The organism is Wolbachia endosymbiont (group A) of Opomyza germinationis (genome assembly GCF_964264765.1).
Lineage (GTDB): Bacteria > Pseudomonadota > Alphaproteobacteria > Rickettsiales > Anaplasmataceae > Wolbachia > Wolbachia pipientis.
In genome coordinates this window covers 677,990-697,117 of sequence record NZ_OZ183482.1, presented here as the reverse complement: position 1 = coordinate 697,117, position 19,128 = coordinate 677,990, and the positions used below count along the sequence as shown (strand labels likewise).

General features: G+C 36.6%; 13 protein-coding genes and 2 rRNA genes. 3 read left to right on the top strand and 12 right to left on the bottom strand.

The window, feature by feature from the left end; genetic code table 11:
• Positions 1-80: 80 nt before the first annotated feature.
• From ACFEL3_RS03365 to ACFEL3_RS03330, 8 genes are all read right to left on the bottom strand, one after another.
• On the bottom strand, positions 81-1,484 hold the full coding sequence (locus ACFEL3_RS03365; protein WP_138265073.1) for an NAD(P)H-dependent flavin oxidoreductase: 1,404 nt from the start codon (positions 1,482-1,484) through the stop codon (positions 81-83).
• Positions 1,485-1,574: 90 nt separating this feature from the next.
• On the bottom strand, positions 1,575-1,784 hold the full coding sequence (locus ACFEL3_RS03360) for a hypothetical protein (protein ID WP_167480072.1): 210 nt from the start codon (positions 1,782-1,784) through the stop codon (positions 1,575-1,577).
• Positions 1,785-1,835: 51 nt separating this feature from the next.
• Positions 1,836-2,423, bottom strand: coding sequence for a dephospho-CoA kinase (gene coaE, locus ACFEL3_RS03355; RefSeq protein WP_006280338.1), 588 nt, complete (start codon positions 2,421-2,423; stop codon positions 1,836-1,838).
• 295 nt (positions 2,424-2,718) lie between these two features.
• Positions 2,719-3,897, bottom strand: a complete 1,179-nt coding sequence (locus tag ACFEL3_RS03350; RefSeq protein WP_010962422.1) for a ribonuclease D — start codon at positions 3,895-3,897, stop codon at positions 2,719-2,721.
• Between the two features lie 37 nt (positions 3,898-3,934).
• The gene (locus tag ACFEL3_RS03345) at positions 3,935-4,069 is read right to left on the bottom strand and encodes a hypothetical protein (RefSeq protein ID WP_010962423.1); all 135 of its coding nucleotides are present in this window, start codon (positions 4,067-4,069) and stop codon (positions 3,935-3,937) included.
• 711 nt (positions 4,070-4,780) lie between these two features.
• The gene (mutS, locus tag ACFEL3_RS03340; protein ID WP_095742633.1) at positions 4,781-7,276 is read right to left on the bottom strand and encodes a DNA mismatch repair protein MutS; all 2,496 of its coding nucleotides are present in this window, start codon (positions 7,274-7,276) and stop codon (positions 4,781-4,783) included.
• Between the two features lie 274 nt (positions 7,277-7,550).
• A complete protein-coding gene (locus ACFEL3_RS03335) occupies positions 7,551-8,357 on the bottom strand; it encodes an ankyrin repeat domain-containing protein (RefSeq protein ID WP_010962425.1) in 807 nt (268 codons plus the stop codon).
• A 185-nt stretch (positions 8,358-8,542) separates the two neighbouring features.
• Positions 8,543-8,725 (bottom strand): hypothetical protein, encoded by a 183-nt coding sequence (locus tag ACFEL3_RS03330; protein WP_006279522.1) that lies wholly within the window; start codon positions 8,723-8,725, stop codon positions 8,543-8,545.
• Between the two features lie 397 nt (positions 8,726-9,122).
• Here ACFEL3_RS03330 and ACFEL3_RS03325 point away from each other — a divergent pair, with 397 nt between their 5' ends.
• The gene (locus ACFEL3_RS03325; RefSeq protein ID WP_010082284.1) at positions 9,123-9,830 is read left to right on the top strand and encodes a TerC family protein; all 708 of its coding nucleotides are present in this window, start codon (positions 9,123-9,125) and stop codon (positions 9,828-9,830) included.
• 32 nt (positions 9,831-9,862) lie between these two features.
• Here the strand turns inward: ACFEL3_RS03325 and guaA are convergent, their stop codons facing one another.
• From guaA to ACFEL3_RS03310, 3 genes are all read right to left on the bottom strand, one after another.
• Positions 9,863-11,425 carry a glutamine-hydrolyzing GMP synthase gene (gene guaA, locus ACFEL3_RS03320; RefSeq protein WP_010962427.1) on the bottom strand — a complete coding sequence of 521 codons (1,563 nt, stop codon included), beginning with the start codon at positions 11,423-11,425 and terminating at the stop codon, positions 9,863-9,865.
• A gap of 1,083 nt (positions 11,426-12,508) precedes the next feature.
• Positions 12,509-14,293, bottom strand: a complete 1,785-nt coding sequence (locus tag ACFEL3_RS03315) for a ribonucleoside-diphosphate reductase subunit alpha (RefSeq protein WP_006280151.1) — start codon at positions 14,291-14,293, stop codon at positions 12,509-12,511.
• Positions 14,294-14,351: 58 nt separating this feature from the next.
• Positions 14,352-15,428 (bottom strand): methyltransferase domain-containing protein, encoded by a 1,077-nt coding sequence (locus ACFEL3_RS03310; RefSeq protein WP_010082287.1) that lies wholly within the window; start codon positions 15,426-15,428, stop codon positions 14,352-14,354.
• A gap of 335 nt (positions 15,429-15,763) precedes the next feature.
• Between ACFEL3_RS03310 and ACFEL3_RS03305 the strand changes: the two genes are divergently transcribed.
• Both ACFEL3_RS03305 and rrf read left to right on the top strand, forming a co-directional pair.
• Positions 15,764-18,529: ribosomal RNA gene (locus ACFEL3_RS03305) — 23S ribosomal RNA — on the top strand.
• A gap of 66 nt (positions 18,530-18,595) precedes the next feature.
• Positions 18,596-18,702, top strand: a 5S ribosomal RNA gene (gene rrf / locus ACFEL3_RS03300).
• A gap of 85 nt (positions 18,703-18,787) precedes the next feature.
• On the opposite strand, the gene ACFEL3_RS03295 is transcribed toward rrf, so the two are convergent.
• The gene (locus tag ACFEL3_RS03295; protein WP_010082134.1) at positions 18,788-19,051 is read right to left on the bottom strand and encodes a hypothetical protein; all 264 of its coding nucleotides are present in this window, start codon (positions 19,049-19,051) and stop codon (positions 18,788-18,790) included.
• Positions 19,052-19,128: the final 77 nt, after the last annotated feature.

Genomic DNA, 19,128 nt, shown 5'->3' with positions numbered 1-19,128 from the left:
CAGAACAATTTGATGCATCATTCTTTTTGTAAAAAACATTCCACACTTTCTCTCCACTTTTTCTGGGTAAGGTCACTGACTCAATACCCAGTCAATATCCTTTCCACCAGTTCTTTTACTGCCGGTACGTAGCCATTCTCATAAAATGGATCTTGCTTAAATTTGTACACATTGTGCCCGGAAAACATGAGTTCGTTCTCAATATCACCATCGTGTATAACGTTTTGCAGTGTTTTTTGTATGCAAAAACTACGCGGATCTGGCTTTCGTCCTGTTGAATGGTCACCATGATCTTTCCAATTGCTAAACAAACAATGGCTCAAACATCCCATACAATTGATTTGATCTTCTCTTATTTGTTTAAATTTATCTGGCGTCACAAAAATAACAGTTGAATCTGGGGTTTTCATTGCTTCTGTGTACCCTGCTTTAGTCCATGTATTTGCCAGTTCTTTGTCTTTTGCAGTAAGGTAGATCTTCCTACCTCTGCTACCCATTGCAAATTCACTATTGGATTCTTCGCTGGCATTTTCTGAAAAATTTACTTGATGTAATTTTCGTTCCTGTAACTCACGTATAAAATTATTCCTCACCGCAGATGAGTAAAACCCTGTTGGACTGAATTTATTTAAAAATACATCACCTTCTTCTAAAGTGAGTAGCTTCTTTTTCCACTCTGCAGAAATTGGGCTTTCTTTCGTCAAAAGTGGACGAGTGCCAAACTGAAAAGCTATTGGTCCAATTTGCAGATTGTCAAACCAATGTTCCCAATCTTTCAAATGCCACACTCCTCCTGCCATAACAATTGGTGTTTCTGAAAGACCGATCTCGTTCATGAAAGATCTAAGCTCTGCAACTCTTTCAAATGGAGCCTGTGGTAGCTCTGGGTCTTCACTGTTACTCAGTCCATTGTGCCCTCCAGCAAGCCATGGATCTTCATACACTACTCCACCAAGCAAATAGGAAGATATTCTTTGGTAAGCACGCTTCCATAATGCTTTAAAAGCACGCACCGATGAGATAATAGGGTAATAATAAACCTGATATTTAGCTGCAATTTCTCCAAGCCTATAAGGCATACCAGCACCGCAGGTAATACCATGAATCAAACCTTTCGCTCCTTCTAATATGCCATGAAGTACGCGTTCTGCTGCTCCCATCTCCCAAAGTACATTCATGTGTATTCTTCCATGACCTTTTGATATTTCATTTGCTATTCTTGCCTGACTAATTCCAGCTTCAATACTATACTCAATCAATTCACTATGCTTTTCATTTCTTGTTTTGCCTTTATAAATTAGTGGCACTAACTCGCCATTATCATCAATAAGCTTAGCATTTGCACCAGAAAATGTACCCACAGCATCTGCTGCAGCAAATGCTCCGCTTGATCTCCCATCACTAACTGCAATGCCTTTACCACCTTCGATGATTGGCCACACTTCCTTTCCTGAAATTACTATCTTTTTTATCTTATTTTTCAAAACTTCCTCGCAATCTTTCACTCTATTTTACTTAATTACTAAAAAAATGATAGCTGTTTATTTTTTCTTGTATCATTAAAGCTTCTGTAGCTACTCATGCTGTTGTAGTTTGAGAGCAGTTCCCATCGGAAGGGTGTCATTCCAGTGCTTGACACTGGAATCCAGTTTTTGATCAAAAATGTTGCTATAGTGCACAATCAATTTTCCTGGATCCAAGTAGTCTGGGCTACTTGGATGACACCATAGGGGGCTACTTGGATGACAGGGGAGGGAGGCTGCTGGGATCCTGACAACCGTCATCCCGCTGCTTGTTAGCGGGATCTAGAGATACCGCGGCGGTATGACGTAGAGCTACGTGTTTAGGTTTAATGAATCCACTATATCTTTTACTTGAGAAAAAACATACTCTTTGCTTACACTGGTATCGATAATAAAGTCACTCATCTTCCTTTTCTCCTCAATAGATAACTGAACATCGGAGATTAGATTAAGCTTTTCTTTATCTATGTTGCGTTCGTTAAGTCTTTGAGCTTGCACAACGCTATCTGCATGAACAAAAACAATAAGGTCGCAATATAAATAAAATTTTGTTTCTAATAGAAGTGGCACATCTAAAACTAAAAGTTTTCTATCGATCTTTTTTTCCTTGGCAATAAAAAATTCTAATTCACGCAGCACAGCAGAGTGAACCAAAGATTGAAATTGTTTCCAATTTTCATCGTAGGCTAAGAAATATTTAGACAGTACTGTTCTATCTATTTCACCATTTACTACCACTCCAGGAAAATTTTTCTCTGCATAACTTATTATGCTTTTATCCACTTTATAAAGTTGGTGTACAACAGAATCAGCATCAAATACAACAGCACCAAACTCTTGAAAGCAATTAGCTACAAAGCTCTTTCCTACCCCAATTCCGCCTGTTAGACTTATAATCATATAACAAAATACATTCGACTTCTTTTGAAACTATAGCTAAGGTTTCTCTATATATATTAACTAGATTTTCTAGATCTCAGTGTCAAGCACATAACTATACGAACATTGCAATTTGTAGGTGGTGTTATTCCAGTCTGGAATCTAGCTTTTATGTTGTATAGTGCACAATCAATTTTCCTGGATCCAAGTAGTCAGGGCTACTTGGATAACACCCTACTTAACCGTCATACCGCCGCGGTATCTCTTAGCCACTAACACGTAGCGGGATGACGATTGTCGATAAATCTAAGTTACTTTAGCAACAGTTATTCTCCACTAAATTACTCTGAATTTTGGTTATATTATTTGCGGATTTCACTGCTGAAATCTCAAATTTTGAGCTTGTGTTCAAAAATGATTCAACTGACCTGCCAAAAAAATCATATCTCCATCCCTTGAATAATTTATCTGTCTGTCCAGATATTGACCCGGTTAACTCATCTTTTGAAGAAACTAATTTCCTTGATATGTTACTTTCTTTACATTTACTATCTAAAATAATTGAGAGTATATCAAGTACAGATTTGTCATAATTACTCGATAAGGTGTTGTTTTGCTGCATCCAATTTCTCTCATTTTCATTAAAAATATTCACAAACTCTAGTAAATCCGCATCTTTTATATTTTTTGTATTCCTCTTGAGATCATCTAAAATCTCATCAACATGCTCTACATTTTTTTCAATAAAATCAGCTATTACAGCATTATTGATTATTTTATTACGGTTCATATTATAGCGCTGTGCTAAGGTTTCTTGCCACTCACTAACTGCTTTAACAGTTAGTATCAATCTTGGATTTACTTCATAATTAAATTTAATCCTCTTCCATGCATCTTTTGGGCTATGTAAATACTTATTTATATCAACTATTGATTCCATCTCTTCTTGAAACCAACCCATCCTATTATTTTCTTCAAGTTTATTGCACAATATTTGGTATAGGTCATATAGGTGTACCACGTCGTTTACTGCATAATCTAACTGATCTTCGGACAACGGACGCCTTAACCAATCTGAATTTTTAGCTTTAATTTTATCCAGTGCTATTCCTTGATATTGCTCCACTACTTTTGAGTAACCAATAAAGTCATGATAATAATGACAAAACATAGCAGCAACTTGGGTATCAAAAATGGGAGTGGGAATACATTTAAACACAGTGAGTAAGGATTCTATATCCTGCCGGCAGCTATGAAACACTTTGGTTATCCCCTGATTTAGCATTATTTTCTTAATGAATGATAAATCAATTTCTGGCACTAATGCGTCTACAATAAAACTCTTCTCTCCGTAAGAAATTTGAATTAACGATAATTTTGGGTAGTAGATTAAATTATTTCTAATGAACTCCGTGTCAACTGCTATAAATTTCGGCTTTTTTGCTATTAACTCTTCACATGTATTCTCCAGTTCTGATGTTGTACTAATTAGCATATATTTTTTATTCAGTGGATTTATTTTATAATTTATATTAAATTTTTGCAATTAATGACTTCTTGCAGAACTTTCTATCACTCATTGGCATCACACAAATAGCCTTTTCCATCCCAATCCCAGTGCTTCCTTCTCCTGTCATCCCAGTGCCCTGACTACTTGGATCTAGCAAGCTTTGCTTGCAAATAAGTCTAATACGCGTCGCGTTTTATGCCAAAACACAATTGGAGTTACATGCAAAATAGATCCCAGACTGGGATGACAAAAAAAGGAGCACTGGGATGACAGCAGTCCTACGTCATACCGCCGCGGTATCTCTAGATCCCGCTAACAAGTAGCGGGATGACGATTGTCGTTTAGCTATAAATATTAAGAAATTTACCAAATAAAAAAAAAGGCAAAAGAAGCCCTGGGGTTATTATCCGCTTTAAAATATTGGCGTTTTTTATGTTTTAAACGCTTGACAAGCAAGATTAAGCTGCTTTTAATTGCAACTAACTTACGCTGCAAATGTTTAAGAAATTTACTAAGCAGAAAAAAAGACAAAGAATCCCCGAGTTAGCTAGTCTTTTACTATCTCTGTCGAGTATTGGCATTTTTTGATGTCTTGTAACGCTTTATAAGCACGTTCAGCTTATTTAGATAAAAATCTAGATGTAGATGAAGTTTTGTAAAGACATACAGTATCTATATACTGCAAAAAATTGAACATAAGACGCCGATACATTAAGTAATCCTTACCTTTTAATCTGCAGATTGGCGAAAGCAAATACAATAGCTTCACTATCATGATAAGGGAGCTGGCGAAGGGTGTCAAGTAAGTTTTTCGTTTCTATAGCTACTACCACGATTGTATAGGTAATTCTTCACTTATAATAATGATTCAAGCCTTCAGCTCCTCAAACACTTCACTTGCTCTATTTAAAACAGAATCAGGAAAACCAGCAAGTTTTGCTACATGTATTCCATATGACTCATCTGCAATGCCTTCAATTACTTCATGTAGAAAAATAACCTCTCCGTTCCACTCTCTTATTTTTACACAAAAACATTTCACGTTCTTCAAGTATTTGCTTACTTTAGTTAATTCATGATAATGAGTTGCAAAAATGGCGCGGCACTTATTTACATTGTGAATATGTTCAATCACCGCCTGTGCAATAGATAATCCATCATACACCCCTGTGCCCCTACCAATTTCATCAAGTATCACCAAGGAACGGTCCGTTGCCTGATTTACTATCGTTGCTGTTTCGATCATCTCTACCATGAAGGTAGAATAACCAGCTGTTATATTATCCGTTGCGCCAACCCTGCTGAATATCTTGTCAATCACTCCAATATGTGCACTCTCTGCTGGCACAAATGACCCCATGTGAGCTAAAATTGCAATGAGAGCGTTTTGCCTCAAGAAAGTGCTTTTTCCAGCCATATTAGGACCAGTAATTAGATGTATACCAGCTAAATTGATGCTATTTGCAATGAATTTATCGTTAACTTCAACCACTGGATGTCTTCCGCTACAGATATTGAACTCTTTGCTGTCATCAATAATGGGTTTTACGTAATTATTTTGCACTGCAAGCTCTGCAAATGCGGTTCTAATATCAAGTTTTGCCAAAGCATTTGCAGCAAGAGCAATTTTTTCAGATTCTTTAGCGACTTCACTACACAGTTCACTAAAAATTTTCATTTCTAAGCCGATTGCAGCATCACGTGCCGTAAGAATTTTATTTTCTAGTTCTTTCAATTCATTAGTAGTGTAGCGCATGCTATTTGCTAAGCTTTGCCTATGAATAAATATATCCGAAGTTATTTTGTGATTTGCCGACACTTCAACGTAATAACCAAGTATGTTGTTGTGTAATATTTTGAGTGCGGCAATGCCAGTAAGATCGCGATAAGATTCACGGAGCTTAGTTACCAACTTGTTACTGTTGTTCAATATATAAGATAACTCAGATAATTCTGAGTTGTATTTTGAGTGAATAAATCCTCCTTCTTTCACGGAACTGAGGTTATTATCGAGTATAGCACTATTTAACAGTTCAAATAGGTCTTTATGATTGCCAAGGCTTTTATGTATTGTGCTTAGTTCACTCTCGTCTGATTTTACTGTTATTCCAGCGCGTGACGCTGGCTGGATCTCAGTTTGGATGACATATTGTTGTGGGAGAGATCCATTTTCACCTGATTCAATTTTACATAAGAACTCAGACAATTCTAAAGTCTTTCCTAGGCCTATTTTCAATAGGTTCATATCCTTTGGTGAACCACGCCCTAGTATTAAGCGCGATAAAGACCTTTCAATATCCGGAATGTTAGATAATATCTCTCGTATTTTTCTGCGTGAATCATGATTATTTACAAAAAATTGAGCGGTGCTGAGCCTCAAATTGATTGCCTTGGAGCAAGCAAGGGGTGAAGCGAGCATTTGTTTGAGCAGGCGTCCACCAGAAGCTGTAACTGTATGATCAATAACTGAAATTAGTGAACCTTTCTTTTCACCAAATTGAGTTGAAAACAACTCAAGATTTCTCCTTGCTGAAGCATCAATAAGCATGAAATTTTGTTGCTTATAGGTTTTTGGGAATTCAAGCCTTGGAATAGAGCCCCTTTGTGTTACTCTGACATATTCAAGCAGTGCACCACACGCCATGATTTCTACTTTGCTGAAATTTCCTATACTCCCAAGTTCCCTGATTTTATAAAACTCGCATAATGTTCTGTGAGATTTACTATACTCAAAAAAGCTCTGTGCGTGTTGCGTAATTGATATTTTATAATTTTTTAAAATCGATCTAATTTTTTCATCCTCAGTGAATTTTTCAGAAATTAATAATTCTCTTGGTGATATACGCAATAAATCACTATCTAGAGCTTTCAAACTCGTTAAAGTGTGAAAAAATTTTCCCGTCGATAATTCAAGCCAACTAATAGCATATTCGTCATTTTGTTCAACTATGGATGCGAGATAATTATTGCTTTTATCCTCCAGTAGTGAATCTTCTATAATTGTACCTGGAGTTACAACTCGCACTACATCACGTTTTACTATGGATTTATAGCCCCTCTTTTTTGCTTCATCAGCAGTTTCTAATTGATCACAGATTGCTACTTTGAATCCTAAATCTATTAGCTTGTGCAGGTAAGATTCACTACTGTGTGCTGGCACTCCACACATTGGTATTTCTTGCCCACACGAATTACCTCTCTTAGTGAGCACTATATTCAGCAATTTCGCAGCTTTAATAGCATCATCGAAAAACAATTCATAAAAATCTCCTAGCCTATAAAATAGCAGATGATCTTTGTATTGAGCTTTCAGGTTCAAATACTGCTCCATCACAGGGGTGTTTTTTTCTTTTACGAAGCTCATAATATTTTTTAATATATTGTATTGATAAACGTTATTATAGATTATATTGCACATGTGAATAACATAAATTTTAAATAGGTGTATAGAGGGGAAAATTTAAAACAATTAAATTTCTTGGATCCAAGTAGTCAGGACACTTGGATGACATAAAGAGTAGGAGTATTTGATGATAAAAAAACAAAAACACAGTTGTCATTCCAGCGCGTGACGCTGGAATCCAGAATATCCTAATTACAAGGTTTATTATTTAGTTTGAAAAATACTATAGCTTTTTCTATGTAAGTTGTGGCCCCTTTTTACCATTTGCGACAGTTGTATCATCAACAGATATTTCAGAGCTAACAGTGCTAATAGTTTTTTCTATCGCTTTAGCCTGTTCATAGTCTTGACTCAAAAAATACATGGCCAGTCCAATAGCTATACTAGCAACAAGAGAAGATGCTATCATTACACCTAGTATCATACCACCAGAAAGACTTACTGCAACACACACACCAGCTCCAAGTACAACACCAAGAAAACCACCAATTATTACGCCAGGCACCAAACTGCCTACCATAGCGCTTTCTTTTTTCGTATTAGCTTGTTTTTTCATACTTTTAATAAGCACTTCTTTTGTTTTTCCTTGAGCTAAATCTGAAGGAACTTTATTATCCGCGTTTTGTATCAAAGGATTTGCACTATATGTAACAAGCAGGGTGGTTATTTCTTCAGTTTTATTACCTATAACTGCATGATGTAGTAATGTATTTCCCTCTTCATCTTTAAAGTTTATATGAGTACGAAATTCTTCATCTAGATTTCTTATTGGGTTGTTTTTTGCATATATCCTAGATTGTATTGCTCCATCTAAGTATTGTATTACTTGTTCTAGTGATTGCTCGCCAGGATTTTGTATAAAATGAAGCAGAATTTCGTGTACTATCGCTTCCTTTGTAGTTTGTGGGCATTGTAAAGCGTAATTAAATGTCTGTGTAGTAATAACTTCTTCTTTTCTTTTTTTAAGAACAACCCTTAAATCTTCAATCGCCTTTTCACCATCTTTTATTCCAAGAATTATTGAATCCAAATTATTTATCATGCTATCCTCCTTGGTTTGATTGTATTACTCATTAATAAATAATATAATAAATCCTGCTAAAAGTCAAGCAATTAATTAATAAGTTAATATAATCCTCCAAAAGGAGCTCCTTACTTTTTGTTCAGCATGTCCATTGGATCAGACTCTTTAAGCTTGCTGTTTGCTGAATTTATTCATCACAATAGCTACAATGTGCTATCGAAGTTCTCTGTAATCTTAGTTGGTTCTTCTAGAATATTCAAAATATCAGTTGCACAATAAACCCGATCTCTCTTTCCTTGAGAAGTTTGTGAAACGATGCCTAAATCTTCAAGCTTTACGATTGCTCTTTGGGCTGTTGTAAATACGACACCTAAGTTTTCAACCACTTTCCTTATAGTAAAGTAAGGGTTTAAAGACTATTCACTAAATCATTGTCCCATTCAAATTTTGGTGGCAAGGGGCTTGGTATAAATGCCTGATAACCAGCGAATACTTTGCCTGATGGTGATCCTTTAATATACATTCATTCAACCTAGCACACTATTTTTATAGTATATATTATTTTCAAATAAAGTCAAAAATGAAAATAAGGCTTTATCTTATTTGCGTGCATGAAAATAAGAAACTCTCTTATTATTGATTTTGCTCAAAAACGAAAATAGAAGAAGCTGCTGAACTTTATATATCCTGTTTTTCTGGAGAACTGCTATAAAACTTCTGAGTGAAGTCACTTAATTTTTACACATCTATTGTAGAGTAAGAAGAACCGAATTTGAAACAAAAATGCTAACTGATGCTTGGACTTTACTGACACTTACACTACTTGAAACTATACTTAGTGTAGACAATTTAATCTTTATTTCTCTAGCAATAGATAAGGTACCAAATGCGCTGAGAGAAAGAGTGCGCCTTATGGGCCTTGGATTAGCACTATTAATGCGTTTTGTAATACTATTTTTTACATCATCTATATTATCAATGCAAAAACCTATATTTCACACTGCATCAGCAAGGGATTTACTTATGATCGCAGGGGGATTATTCCTTATTGTTAAGAGCTCTATGGAGTTACGGGATGACATCTTTGTATGTAAGAAAAATAAAAAGAAAGCAAACGTTAAATCAAAATTTTTTTTAGTTGTGCTACAAATTATATTAATAGATTTAGTTTTTTCGGTTGATTCGATATTAACTGCTATAGCACTAACTTATAACATGGTAATAATTGCTACAGCATTTACATTTTCCATGCTAGCAATGCTGTTTTTATCAAGTTATACCGCCCAGTTAATCAAATCTAACCCAGGGTTAAAAATAATCGCCATTTTATTTGTTTTACTTGTCGGTGTGTACCTCATACTTCATGGATTTCATATAGAATTACCAAAAGGATATTTGTATTCTTCATTTATGTTTGCACTGCTTGTGGAAATTATAAGCAAAATAAAGAAAATTAACCGTCATACCGCGATTCATTCGCGGTATCTCTAGATCCAGCTAACAAGCAGCGGGATCTTTTTGATTTACTCCCACTCAATAGTTGCGGGTGGTTTAGAAGTGATATCATAAACAACTCTATTTACTCCGGGAACATTATTAACAATTATACTGCCGACATTGCGTAAAAAATCCCAAAATACTAGCAAGTGTTGATCCTTATCTTCAAATGGAAATGCATCGGCTGTCATACCATCAGATGATGTTACAGCCCTTAAAGCACAAACATATCCATACGTACGACCATCTCCCATAACGCCTACAGTTTTTATTGGTAATAATACAGCAAAAGCTTGCCATATCTTATCATATAGATCGTAATTTTTCATCGTATTAATATATATTTCATCTACTTCTTGCAATATTTGCACCTTTTCTTTATCGACTTCACTTATAATCCTCACTGCAAGTCCGGGTCCAGGAAATGGATGTTGAAATATTATCTCGTCTGAAAGCCCAATTTCTTTTCCAAGTAGCCTTACCTCATCTTTAAAGAGGTAACGTAAAGGCTCCACTAACTTCAGATTCATCTTTTCTGGCAACCCACCAACATTATGGTGAGACTTAATTGTACTAGTGTTGTCTGAGGCATGCCCTGACTCAACTACATCAGAGTAGATGGTACCTTGCATCAAAAAATCCACATCACCTATTTTTTTTGCTTCTTCTTCAAACACTTCAATAAAAGTGTTACCGATAATTTTTCGCTTTTCTTCTGGATCAGTTATTCCCTTCAACCTACTCAAAAATAAATTTGATTTATCAACGTAATTTATCGGAATCTCTTTCAACATAGCGATGGTTTGGTTCTTGCGTAACAACCCAGTATCGATAAAAATACAGTTCAATTGTTTTCCTATAGCTTTATGTGTGAGAGCCGCTGCAACGCTTGAATCAACCCCACCACTTACTGCAGCGATTACTTTTTTCTCTCCTACTACATTTTTGATTTTTTCCTTTTGCTCCTCAATAAACGACTTCATTGTCCAGTCTCTTTTGCAATTTGCAATATCCAAGAAGTTAGAGAGCAATTTACTGCCATTTGTTGTGGGCTTAACCTCAGGATGGAACTGAGTACAGTAAATCTTCCGCTGTTCGTTGACAATCATTGCAATTGTTTGATTTATCACACCTGATGCGATAACAGTAAATCCCTGTGGTATAGTATCAACACTGTCCGCATGGTTCATTAATACATCCACTTCAGAATTAACATCCCAGGTATCCTTTACAATGGGGGATTCTTTTAGTATCTTGATTTTAGTTCTACCAAACTCCTGTTTGAAACTCTCTTTTACTTTTGCTCCAAAATAATGACAAATGAGTTGCTGTCCATAGCATATTCCAAGTATAGGAACGCTTGTTGCCTCATTAAGTTTTATAATTTCATGTACTACTCTACTTGTTTCAGAACAATCATCATTTACAGATTGTGGTCCTCCAGAGAGAATAAACCCATTGAATTTTGATATTGTTTCAAAACTGATGTTGCTTGGAAATATCTCACAATAAACACCCATTCCTCTTACTTGTCTTGCGATAAGCTGTGTAAACTGTGAACCAAAATCAATAATGGCAATTGCTGACAATTTGCTCCTCCATATTATTTAAAATGATATCTGATAATAAAGAAAATAATGGAGTAAGTAAACCAAGACCTGTTTAAAAGCTTTAACGCGTGGTACAAGTTAGCTATATAGCTAATTTTCCTACACCATACCGCTGCGGCGCTAACTAGTAGCGGAATGACAGCAATCTACGTCATACCGCCGCAGTATCTCAGCCGCTAACAAGTAGCGGGATTATCTTCATGCTGCCACGAACCGTCATACCACCGCGAACCGTCATACCGCGATTCATTCGCGGTATCTCAGCCGCTAACAAGAGATCCCGCTAACAAGCAGCGGGATGACGAGGTATAAACTTTATCGTCATGCCACCGCGAACCGTCATACCGCGATTCATTCGCGGTATCTCAGCCGCTAACAAGAGATCCCGCTAACAAGCAGCGGGATGACGAGGTATAAACTTTATCGTCATGCCACCGCGAACCGTCATACCGCGATTCATTCGCGGTATCTCGGCCGCTAACAAGTAGCGGGATGACGATTGTCGTTTAGCCATAAATATTTAAGAAATTTACCAAATGAAAAAAAAGGCAAAAGAAGCCCCGTAGTTGGCTAATTACTTACATTATACTTTCAAGTATGGCGTTTTTTTATTCTAAACGCTTAATAACCGCGACTCAGCTGCTTTTAAATGCAACTAACCTTAGCTATAAATGTTTAAGAAATTTACTAAACAGAAAAAAAGGCAAAAGAAACCCTAGGGTAGCTAGTTATTCACTATCCATTTTTTAAGTTGGCGTTTTTTTATGTTTTAAACGCTTTATAAGCGCGTTTCAGCTTATGTAGGTAGAAGTTTGATAAAGACATAAGGTGCACATAGTGCAAAAAATTAAACATGAGACGCCAGATACGTGAGTTTTTTTGTCATTTAATCTGTACAGAGAAGATAAATAAATAGCTTCAATTTTATGATAAGAGGGCTGGCGGAGTTTGTCAAGGAAGTTTTTTCGTTTCTATTCCCAATAAAAGTGCGTTATATGGTTATGCAAGAAGTCTATTTACCCATTTGCTTAACTTTCTCTCTACTTTTTCTGAGTAAGGCCGCTATTGGCATGACAGACATTCATCGTAGTCAATATCTGTTTTTTGTTGCAATATTTCACTTTTTTTGAATATGTCATGCGAGACCTTATCGGCTCTCTGCATTGATTGTGATCTGCAGTAATATAAGCTCTTCAATCCTTTTTTCCAAGCAAGCATGTGTATTTTGTGCAAGTAACGTTTATGTACGTTGGCAGGTAAGAACAGATTTACTGATTGAGATTGACAAATATACGAAGTTCTATCACTTGCATGTTCTATAATCCATCTTTGGTCAAGCTCGTACGCTGTTTTAAATGTCAATTTTTCATGCTCACTAAGAAAATCTAAATGCTGAACGGAACCCTCGTTTGTTGAAATTGAAGACCATATTTTATCATTGTCTTGATTTTTTTCTGCTAATAGTTTTTGCAAGAATTTATTTCGCACTACAAATGAGCCTGTAAGTGTCTTTTGTATGAATACGTTTGCTGCGTATGGTTCTATTCCAGGGGAGGTATTACCTGCAATAATGGAGATCGAGGCAGTAGGAGCAATAGCGAGTTTGTGTGTAAACCTTTCCATTAGATCAACTTCTTTGGCATCAGAACATGCTCCCTTTTCTTCTGCTAATTTTTTAGAAACTATATCTGCTTGCTCGCGTAAATACTTAAATATTTTTTTATTCCATTGTTGTGCTGTTACTGATTCAAAAGGAACCATTTTGCTTTGTAAAAATGAGTGAAAGCCCATCACACCAAGACCAATACTGCGTTCTCTGGCTGCAGAATATTTTGCTCGCTGCATTTCATTCGGTGCTTTATTTATGAAATCTTCCAATACATTATCAAGAAAGCGCATTATATCTTCTATGAAGAGTTTATTGTCTTTCCATTCTTCGTAGTACTCAAGGTTTACGGATGATAGACAACACACAGCAGTGCGTGACTTATTCAGGTGATCATAACCTGTGGTTAAAGTTATTTCACTGCATAGATTTGACATCTTGATGTCTAAGTTGAGCTTTTTGTAAGATTCTGGCTTATTGTTATTTGTTGCATCAAGGAAAATAATGTAAGGTTCTCCAGTTTCAACTCTTGCTGTTAATATTTTGATCCATATATCCCGCGCTTTTACAGTTGAAATAACCTTATTGTTGTGAGGGCTTATTAAATTCCATTCTTGATCATTCTCAACAGCCTGCATAAATTTATCTGTTACTATTACAGCATGATGTATATTTAACGCTTTGCGATTTGGGTCACCGCCTGTTGGCTTGCGTAAATCTAGAAACTCTTCTATCTCCGGATGAGATACAGGAAGGTAGACTGCTGAACTTCCTCGCCTTAGGGATCCCTGACTAATTGCAAGTGTTAGAGCATTTTGCACTACAATAAATGGAACAATTCCTGATGTTTTGCCGCTACCCTTTACGCTTTCGCCTATTGAGCGTAAATTTCCCCAATAACTACCTATGCCTCCTCCACGTGCAGCAAGCCAAACATTTTCGTTCCATAGATCAACTATTCCCTGCAAGCTGTCTTCGGTTTCATTAAGAAAGCAAGAGATAGGTAACCCTCTCTTAGTGCCACCATTGCTGAGTATTGGTGTTGAAGGCATGAACCACAAGTTGCTCATGTAGTCATAAAGACGCTGCGCATGTTCTTTATTATCAGAATAGTAATTAGCAATACGTGCAAAGAGGTCTTGATAACTTTCATTTTCTATTAAATACCTGTCTGATAGAACTGCTTTTCCAAAGTCGGTTAATTTGCTGTCCTTTGCGTAATTAATGGTAATGTTATTCATAAAGTTCCTTTTATTCTTTTATTATATATAGGTACTTAAAAGTCATTTTGAGCGATTTTTAAGTTAGGTTTTTCGGATTTTTTTGTTGATGCTGTAATGCAAACAAGATACCGTCAACCTGACTGCCATATATTTTACAGTAACTCATATAACTTATTTGCATATTTATTTCTTTTGCAACATGTTGAACATAACTTTCTGAGTGACGAAAATAGTCTCCTTTGTTTACAAAGTCAATACCTTCACCTTCCTTTCTTCTTATTAAACATACAATAACTCCTTTTTTGCTCGTAGATCTTTTTGCTAATTCCAACTCTTCTTGAAAGTCATGTAGATAATGTAGCACTTCAGCAAAGATAATTACATCATACTGCTGGTTTTTCTCTTGTTTAAGAAACTCTTTCATTTCCATATGTATTAATTCATTGTAAACAGGCTTACCTTTTATAAAGCATCCTCTTGCGATATTTAGCATTCTACTTGAAATGTCAATTCCTGTTATATGGTTTCCAATACTATTTATTTTCAAGAAATGACCACATATTCCAGTTCCACAACCAAGGTCGAGTATATTGAGCTCAGAAGTGGAGTTGTTGAAGATTTTTGTAATTATCATGTGTACAAGTTCATGCCCTCTATATTGTTTGGCAATCAACCAATGCTCAACAAAATATTCACCTGTGTAATCAAAATATTGTCTTATGAGGTTTTTTGGCAATTCTGTAATAGGCGCTGAGTTTGTCATTTTTTTTATATAGTAAGACGCCTCCTCGTGGTCATTATCTAATTTTAGTGCCCTTGTTAAATAATTATAAGCTTTGTTAGTATTCCCTACCGCAAAATGACACCTTCCGATGTTATACCAGACTATAGGTAAATGGGGGTAAAATATGCTAATTAACCAAAATCGTAACTTTGCATCTGATATGCTACCTTTATAAAAGTGATATAAACCGATTTCAATGTTGGTGTTTAACAGGTTCTTAGATTTTTTAAGAAGCACTGTCATTTCTTTATGAAGAGTATTATATTTATTCACAATGAAGTGTTTTACTTTCTTAATATTTAATACGCCAATGAGCTTAGACATACAATTTAAAGCAACGTTTTTTATAAAAGAGAGATTACTTTTCATACGTTAGAAATACTCCGAATGTTTATTATCATTTTTAGGCAATTGATTTTAACACATTTTATCTTACAAAATATCTTTTTTATTAATTTTTACTGTATATATAAGTTTACCACATATTTCTCAGATTATACTGTTTAGGATTGCTAGTATATTGTTGTTGATAATATAAGTAAATGTTTTGTGCAAAAAGGCGTTGACATATTATTTATTAGGTTATAACATATAAAAGATTAATTTAGTTTTTAGATGTTTGACAAGTTTTATGGTAGAGATTAATTTAATCTCAATTCAATTTTAATAATATTTAACTCTGCATATTCTGCATATAGTCGGATAAGTAAATTATTAAGAGCACTTGATGGATGCCTTGGCGTTAAGAGGCGATGAAGGACGTGGCAGGCTGCGATAAGCTGTGGGGAATTGTCAACAAATTTTGATCCGCAGATTTCCGAATGGGGAAACCCAACTAGTTTAGCTAGTTATTACGTACTAAGTATGTAAAGCAAACTTGGTGAACTGAAATATCTAAGTAGCCAAAGGAAAAGAAATCAACCGAGATTCTGTTAGTAGTGACGAGCGAAAGCGGAAAAGGCTAGTGATTTAAGAATAAGAATTAGAATACTCTGGAAATAGTAACCATAGAAGGTGATAGTCCTGTATAAGTAGAAAGTTTTTAAATCCTTGAGTAGAGCGGGGCACGTGAAATCCTGTTTGAATATGGGGGGACCATCCTCCAAGCCTAAATACTCCTTAACGACCGATAGTGAACAAGTACCGTGAGGGAAAGGTGAAAAGAACCCCGGGAGGGGAGTGAAATAGAATCTGAAATCAAGTGCTTACAAACAGTTGGAGCTCTATATCAATTTATTGATATTTAGAGTGACAGCGTACCTTTTGCATAATGGGTCAGCGAGTTAATCTATGAAGCAAGCTTAAGCCGTTAGGTGTAGGCGTAGCGAAAGCAAGTCTGAATAGGGCGTTTTAGTTTTATGGATTAGACCCGAAACCAAGTGATCTAGTCATGACCAGATTGAAGGTGTGGTAAAACACACTGGAGGATCGAACCAGTTAATGTTGCAACATTATTGGATGAGTTGTGATTAGGGGTGAAAGGCCAATCAAACTTGGAAATAGCTGGTTCTCCGCGAAATCTATTTAGGTAGAGCGTTGTATGTATGTTGTTGGGGGTAGAGCACTGGATAGACTAGGGGGATTCACCGTCTTACCAAATCTAACTAAACTCCGAATACCAACAATTAATTATACAGCAGGCACACTACGGGTGCTAAGTCCGTGGTGAAGAGGGAAACAACCCAGATCACTATCTAAGGTCCCAAAATTACAGCTAAGTGGGGAAGGAAGTAGAAAAACCATTACAGCTAGGAGGTTGGCTTGGAAGCAGCCATCCTTTAAAGAAAGCGTAACAGCTCACTTGTCTAAATAAGTTTTTCTGCGCCGAAAATGTACCGGGGCTAAAGCTGTATACCGAAGATGTGAGTGCTTATTGATTTCGATCAATAGGCGCGGTAGCGGAGCGTTCCGTAAGTCTGTGAAGGTGGTTTGTGAAAACTGCTGGAGATATCGGAAGTGAGAATGCTGACATAAGTAGCGTAAAAGAGTGTGAAAAACACTCTCACCAAAAATCTAAGGGTTCCTACGTTAAGTTAATCTGCGTAGGGTTAGTCGGTTCCTAAGGCGAGTCCGTAAAGGAGTAGTCGATGGCAATTAGGTTAATATTCCTAAACCTCTTAAGTGTGACGGGTTTCGTATTTGTATAGATCTTATTGGATTGATCTATGCTTAAAAGAAGCTCCAGGAAATAGCACTTATATTTATGAGGCCGTACCGCAAACCGACACTGGTGGATGAGTAGAGTATACTAAGGTGTTGAAAGAATGATGTTGAAGGAACTCGGCAAATTATACCTGTAACTTCGGAAGAAGGGTAACCTGCTTTTAGGCAACTATGAGTAGGTGGCACAAAATAGGGAGTAGCGACTGTTTACTAAAAACACAGGACTCTGCAAACACGTAAGTGGAAGTATAGGGTCTGACGCCTGCCCGGTGCTGGAAGGTTAATAGGAAGGGTGCAAGCTCCGAATTGAAGCCCCAGTAAACGGCGGCCGTAACACTGACGGTCCTAAGGTAGCGAAATTCCTTGTCGGGTAAGTTCCGACCCGCACGAATGGCGTAACGATTTCTCCACTGTCTCCAACATCACTTCAGCGAAATTGAATTCCCCGTGCAGATGCGGGGTACCCGCGGTTAGACGAAGAGACCCCGTGCACCTTTACTATAGCTTTACATTGCTATTAAAAGTGTGATGTGCAGGATAGGTGGGAGACTTTGAAGTTATGGCGCTAGCTATAATGGAGTCAACCTTGAGATACCACCCTTTACACTTTTGATATCTAACTATGTTTCATTATCTGGAACTAGGACATTGTATGGTGGGTAGTTTGACTGGGGCGGTCGCCTCCTAAAAAGTAACGGAGGCGTGCGAAGGTAAGCTAGAGCTGGTCGGAAATCAGCTTGATAGTATAATGGCATAAGCTTGCCTGACTGCGAGGCTGACAAGCCAAGCAGAGACGAAAGTCGGTCATAGTGATCCGGTGATTCTGTATGGAAGGGTCATCGCTCAACGGATAAAAGGTACGCCGGGGATAACAGGCTGATGGTGTTCGAGCGTTCATAGCGACGACACCGTTTGGCACCTCGATGTCGACTCATCACATCCTGGGGCTGAAGAAGGTCCCAAGGGTTCGGCTGTTCGCCGATTAAAGTGATACGTGAGTTGGGTTTAGAACGTCGTGAGACAGTTCGGTTTCTATCTGCCGTGGGTGAAGGAAATTTGAGAAGGTCTGACTCTAGTACGAGAGGACCGAGATGGATATACCTCTGGTGTACCAGCTGTTATGCCAATAGCATCGCTGGGTGGCTATGTATAGATGGGATAATTGCTGAAAGCATATAAGCAAGAAACCCTCTTCAAAAAGATTTCCCAATTAAGGCCGTGGAAGACTACCACGTTGATAGGCTAGGTGTGGAAGCATGGTAACATGTGAAGCTAACTAGTACTAATAGCCTGATTGATTTATTTGCTTTCTATATGTGTGTATGCAGTGTTAAATATTAAGTTAAAATTGTTAAGTTAGAAATTTTTATTGACTTGGTGGCTATAGCAAAAATGAACCACCCGATCTCATCTCGAACTCGGAAGTGAAACTTTTTAGCGCTGATGGTACTTGAAAAGGGAGAGTAGGTCGCCGCCAAGTTTATAAAAATTTCTTTGTTAATTAGACAGTAGGTATACTTATATTTTAACTTTCTTGTTTTGTTACTATTCTTTAAGTTTTTACTTTAACTACGATATCTTTTTTTTCTTATATGTTCTTGGTCATTTTCTACATTATTTAGCATTGTTCCTACTTCCCCTAATTGATTCCCTTTTGAAGGAGAATTACTGACTTCTGGTAATATTACATTACCTCCCACTTTTTTAAATAATTCTTCTTGTTGGCGAAATGCTGACCTCCAATCTGTTCCTGTTCCTTTAGGAAGAAATAAGAATTGATACATCTGACCAAAGCCTGTGTTATTTACCTCTTTTATATGCTCTACCATTCACCACACCCATTAACTATTTTTAAAAATTTTACCTATATTATCATAAAAAATATAGTTGTAAATACCTTAATTGA

Coding starts and splice junctions, on each gene's coding strand:
- ACFEL3_RS03360 (WP_167480072.1), bottom strand. CDS start 1,784: ATGACGGTTGTCAGGATCCCAGCAGCCTCCCTCCCCTGTCATCCAAGT.
- coaE (WP_006280338.1), bottom strand. CDS start 2,423: ATGATTATAAGTCTAACAGGCGGAATTGGGGTAGGAAAGAGCTTTGTA.
- ACFEL3_RS03350 (WP_010962422.1), bottom strand. CDS start 3,897: ATGCTAATTAGTACAACATCAGAACTGGAGAATACATGTGAAGAGTTA.
- mutS (WP_095742633.1), bottom strand. CDS start 7,276: ATGAGCTTCGTAAAAGAAAAAAACACCCCTGTGATGGAGCAGTATTTG.
- ACFEL3_RS03335 (WP_010962425.1), bottom strand. CDS start 8,357: ATGATAAATAATTTGGATTCAATAATTCTTGGAATAAAAGATGGTGAA.
- ACFEL3_RS03325 (WP_010082284.1), top strand. CDS start 9,123: ATGCTAACTGATGCTTGGACTTTACTGACACTTACACTACTTGAAACT.
- ACFEL3_RS03315 (WP_006280151.1), bottom strand. CDS start 14,293: ATGAATAACATTACCATTAATTACGCAAAGGACAGCAAATTAACCGAC.
- ACFEL3_RS03310 (WP_010082287.1), bottom strand. CDS start 15,428: ATGAAAAGTAATCTCTCTTTTATAAAAAACGTTGCTTTAAATTGTATG.
- ACFEL3_RS03295 (WP_010082134.1), bottom strand. CDS start 19,051: ATGGTAGAGCATATAAAAGAGGTAAATAACACAGGCTTTGGTCAGATG.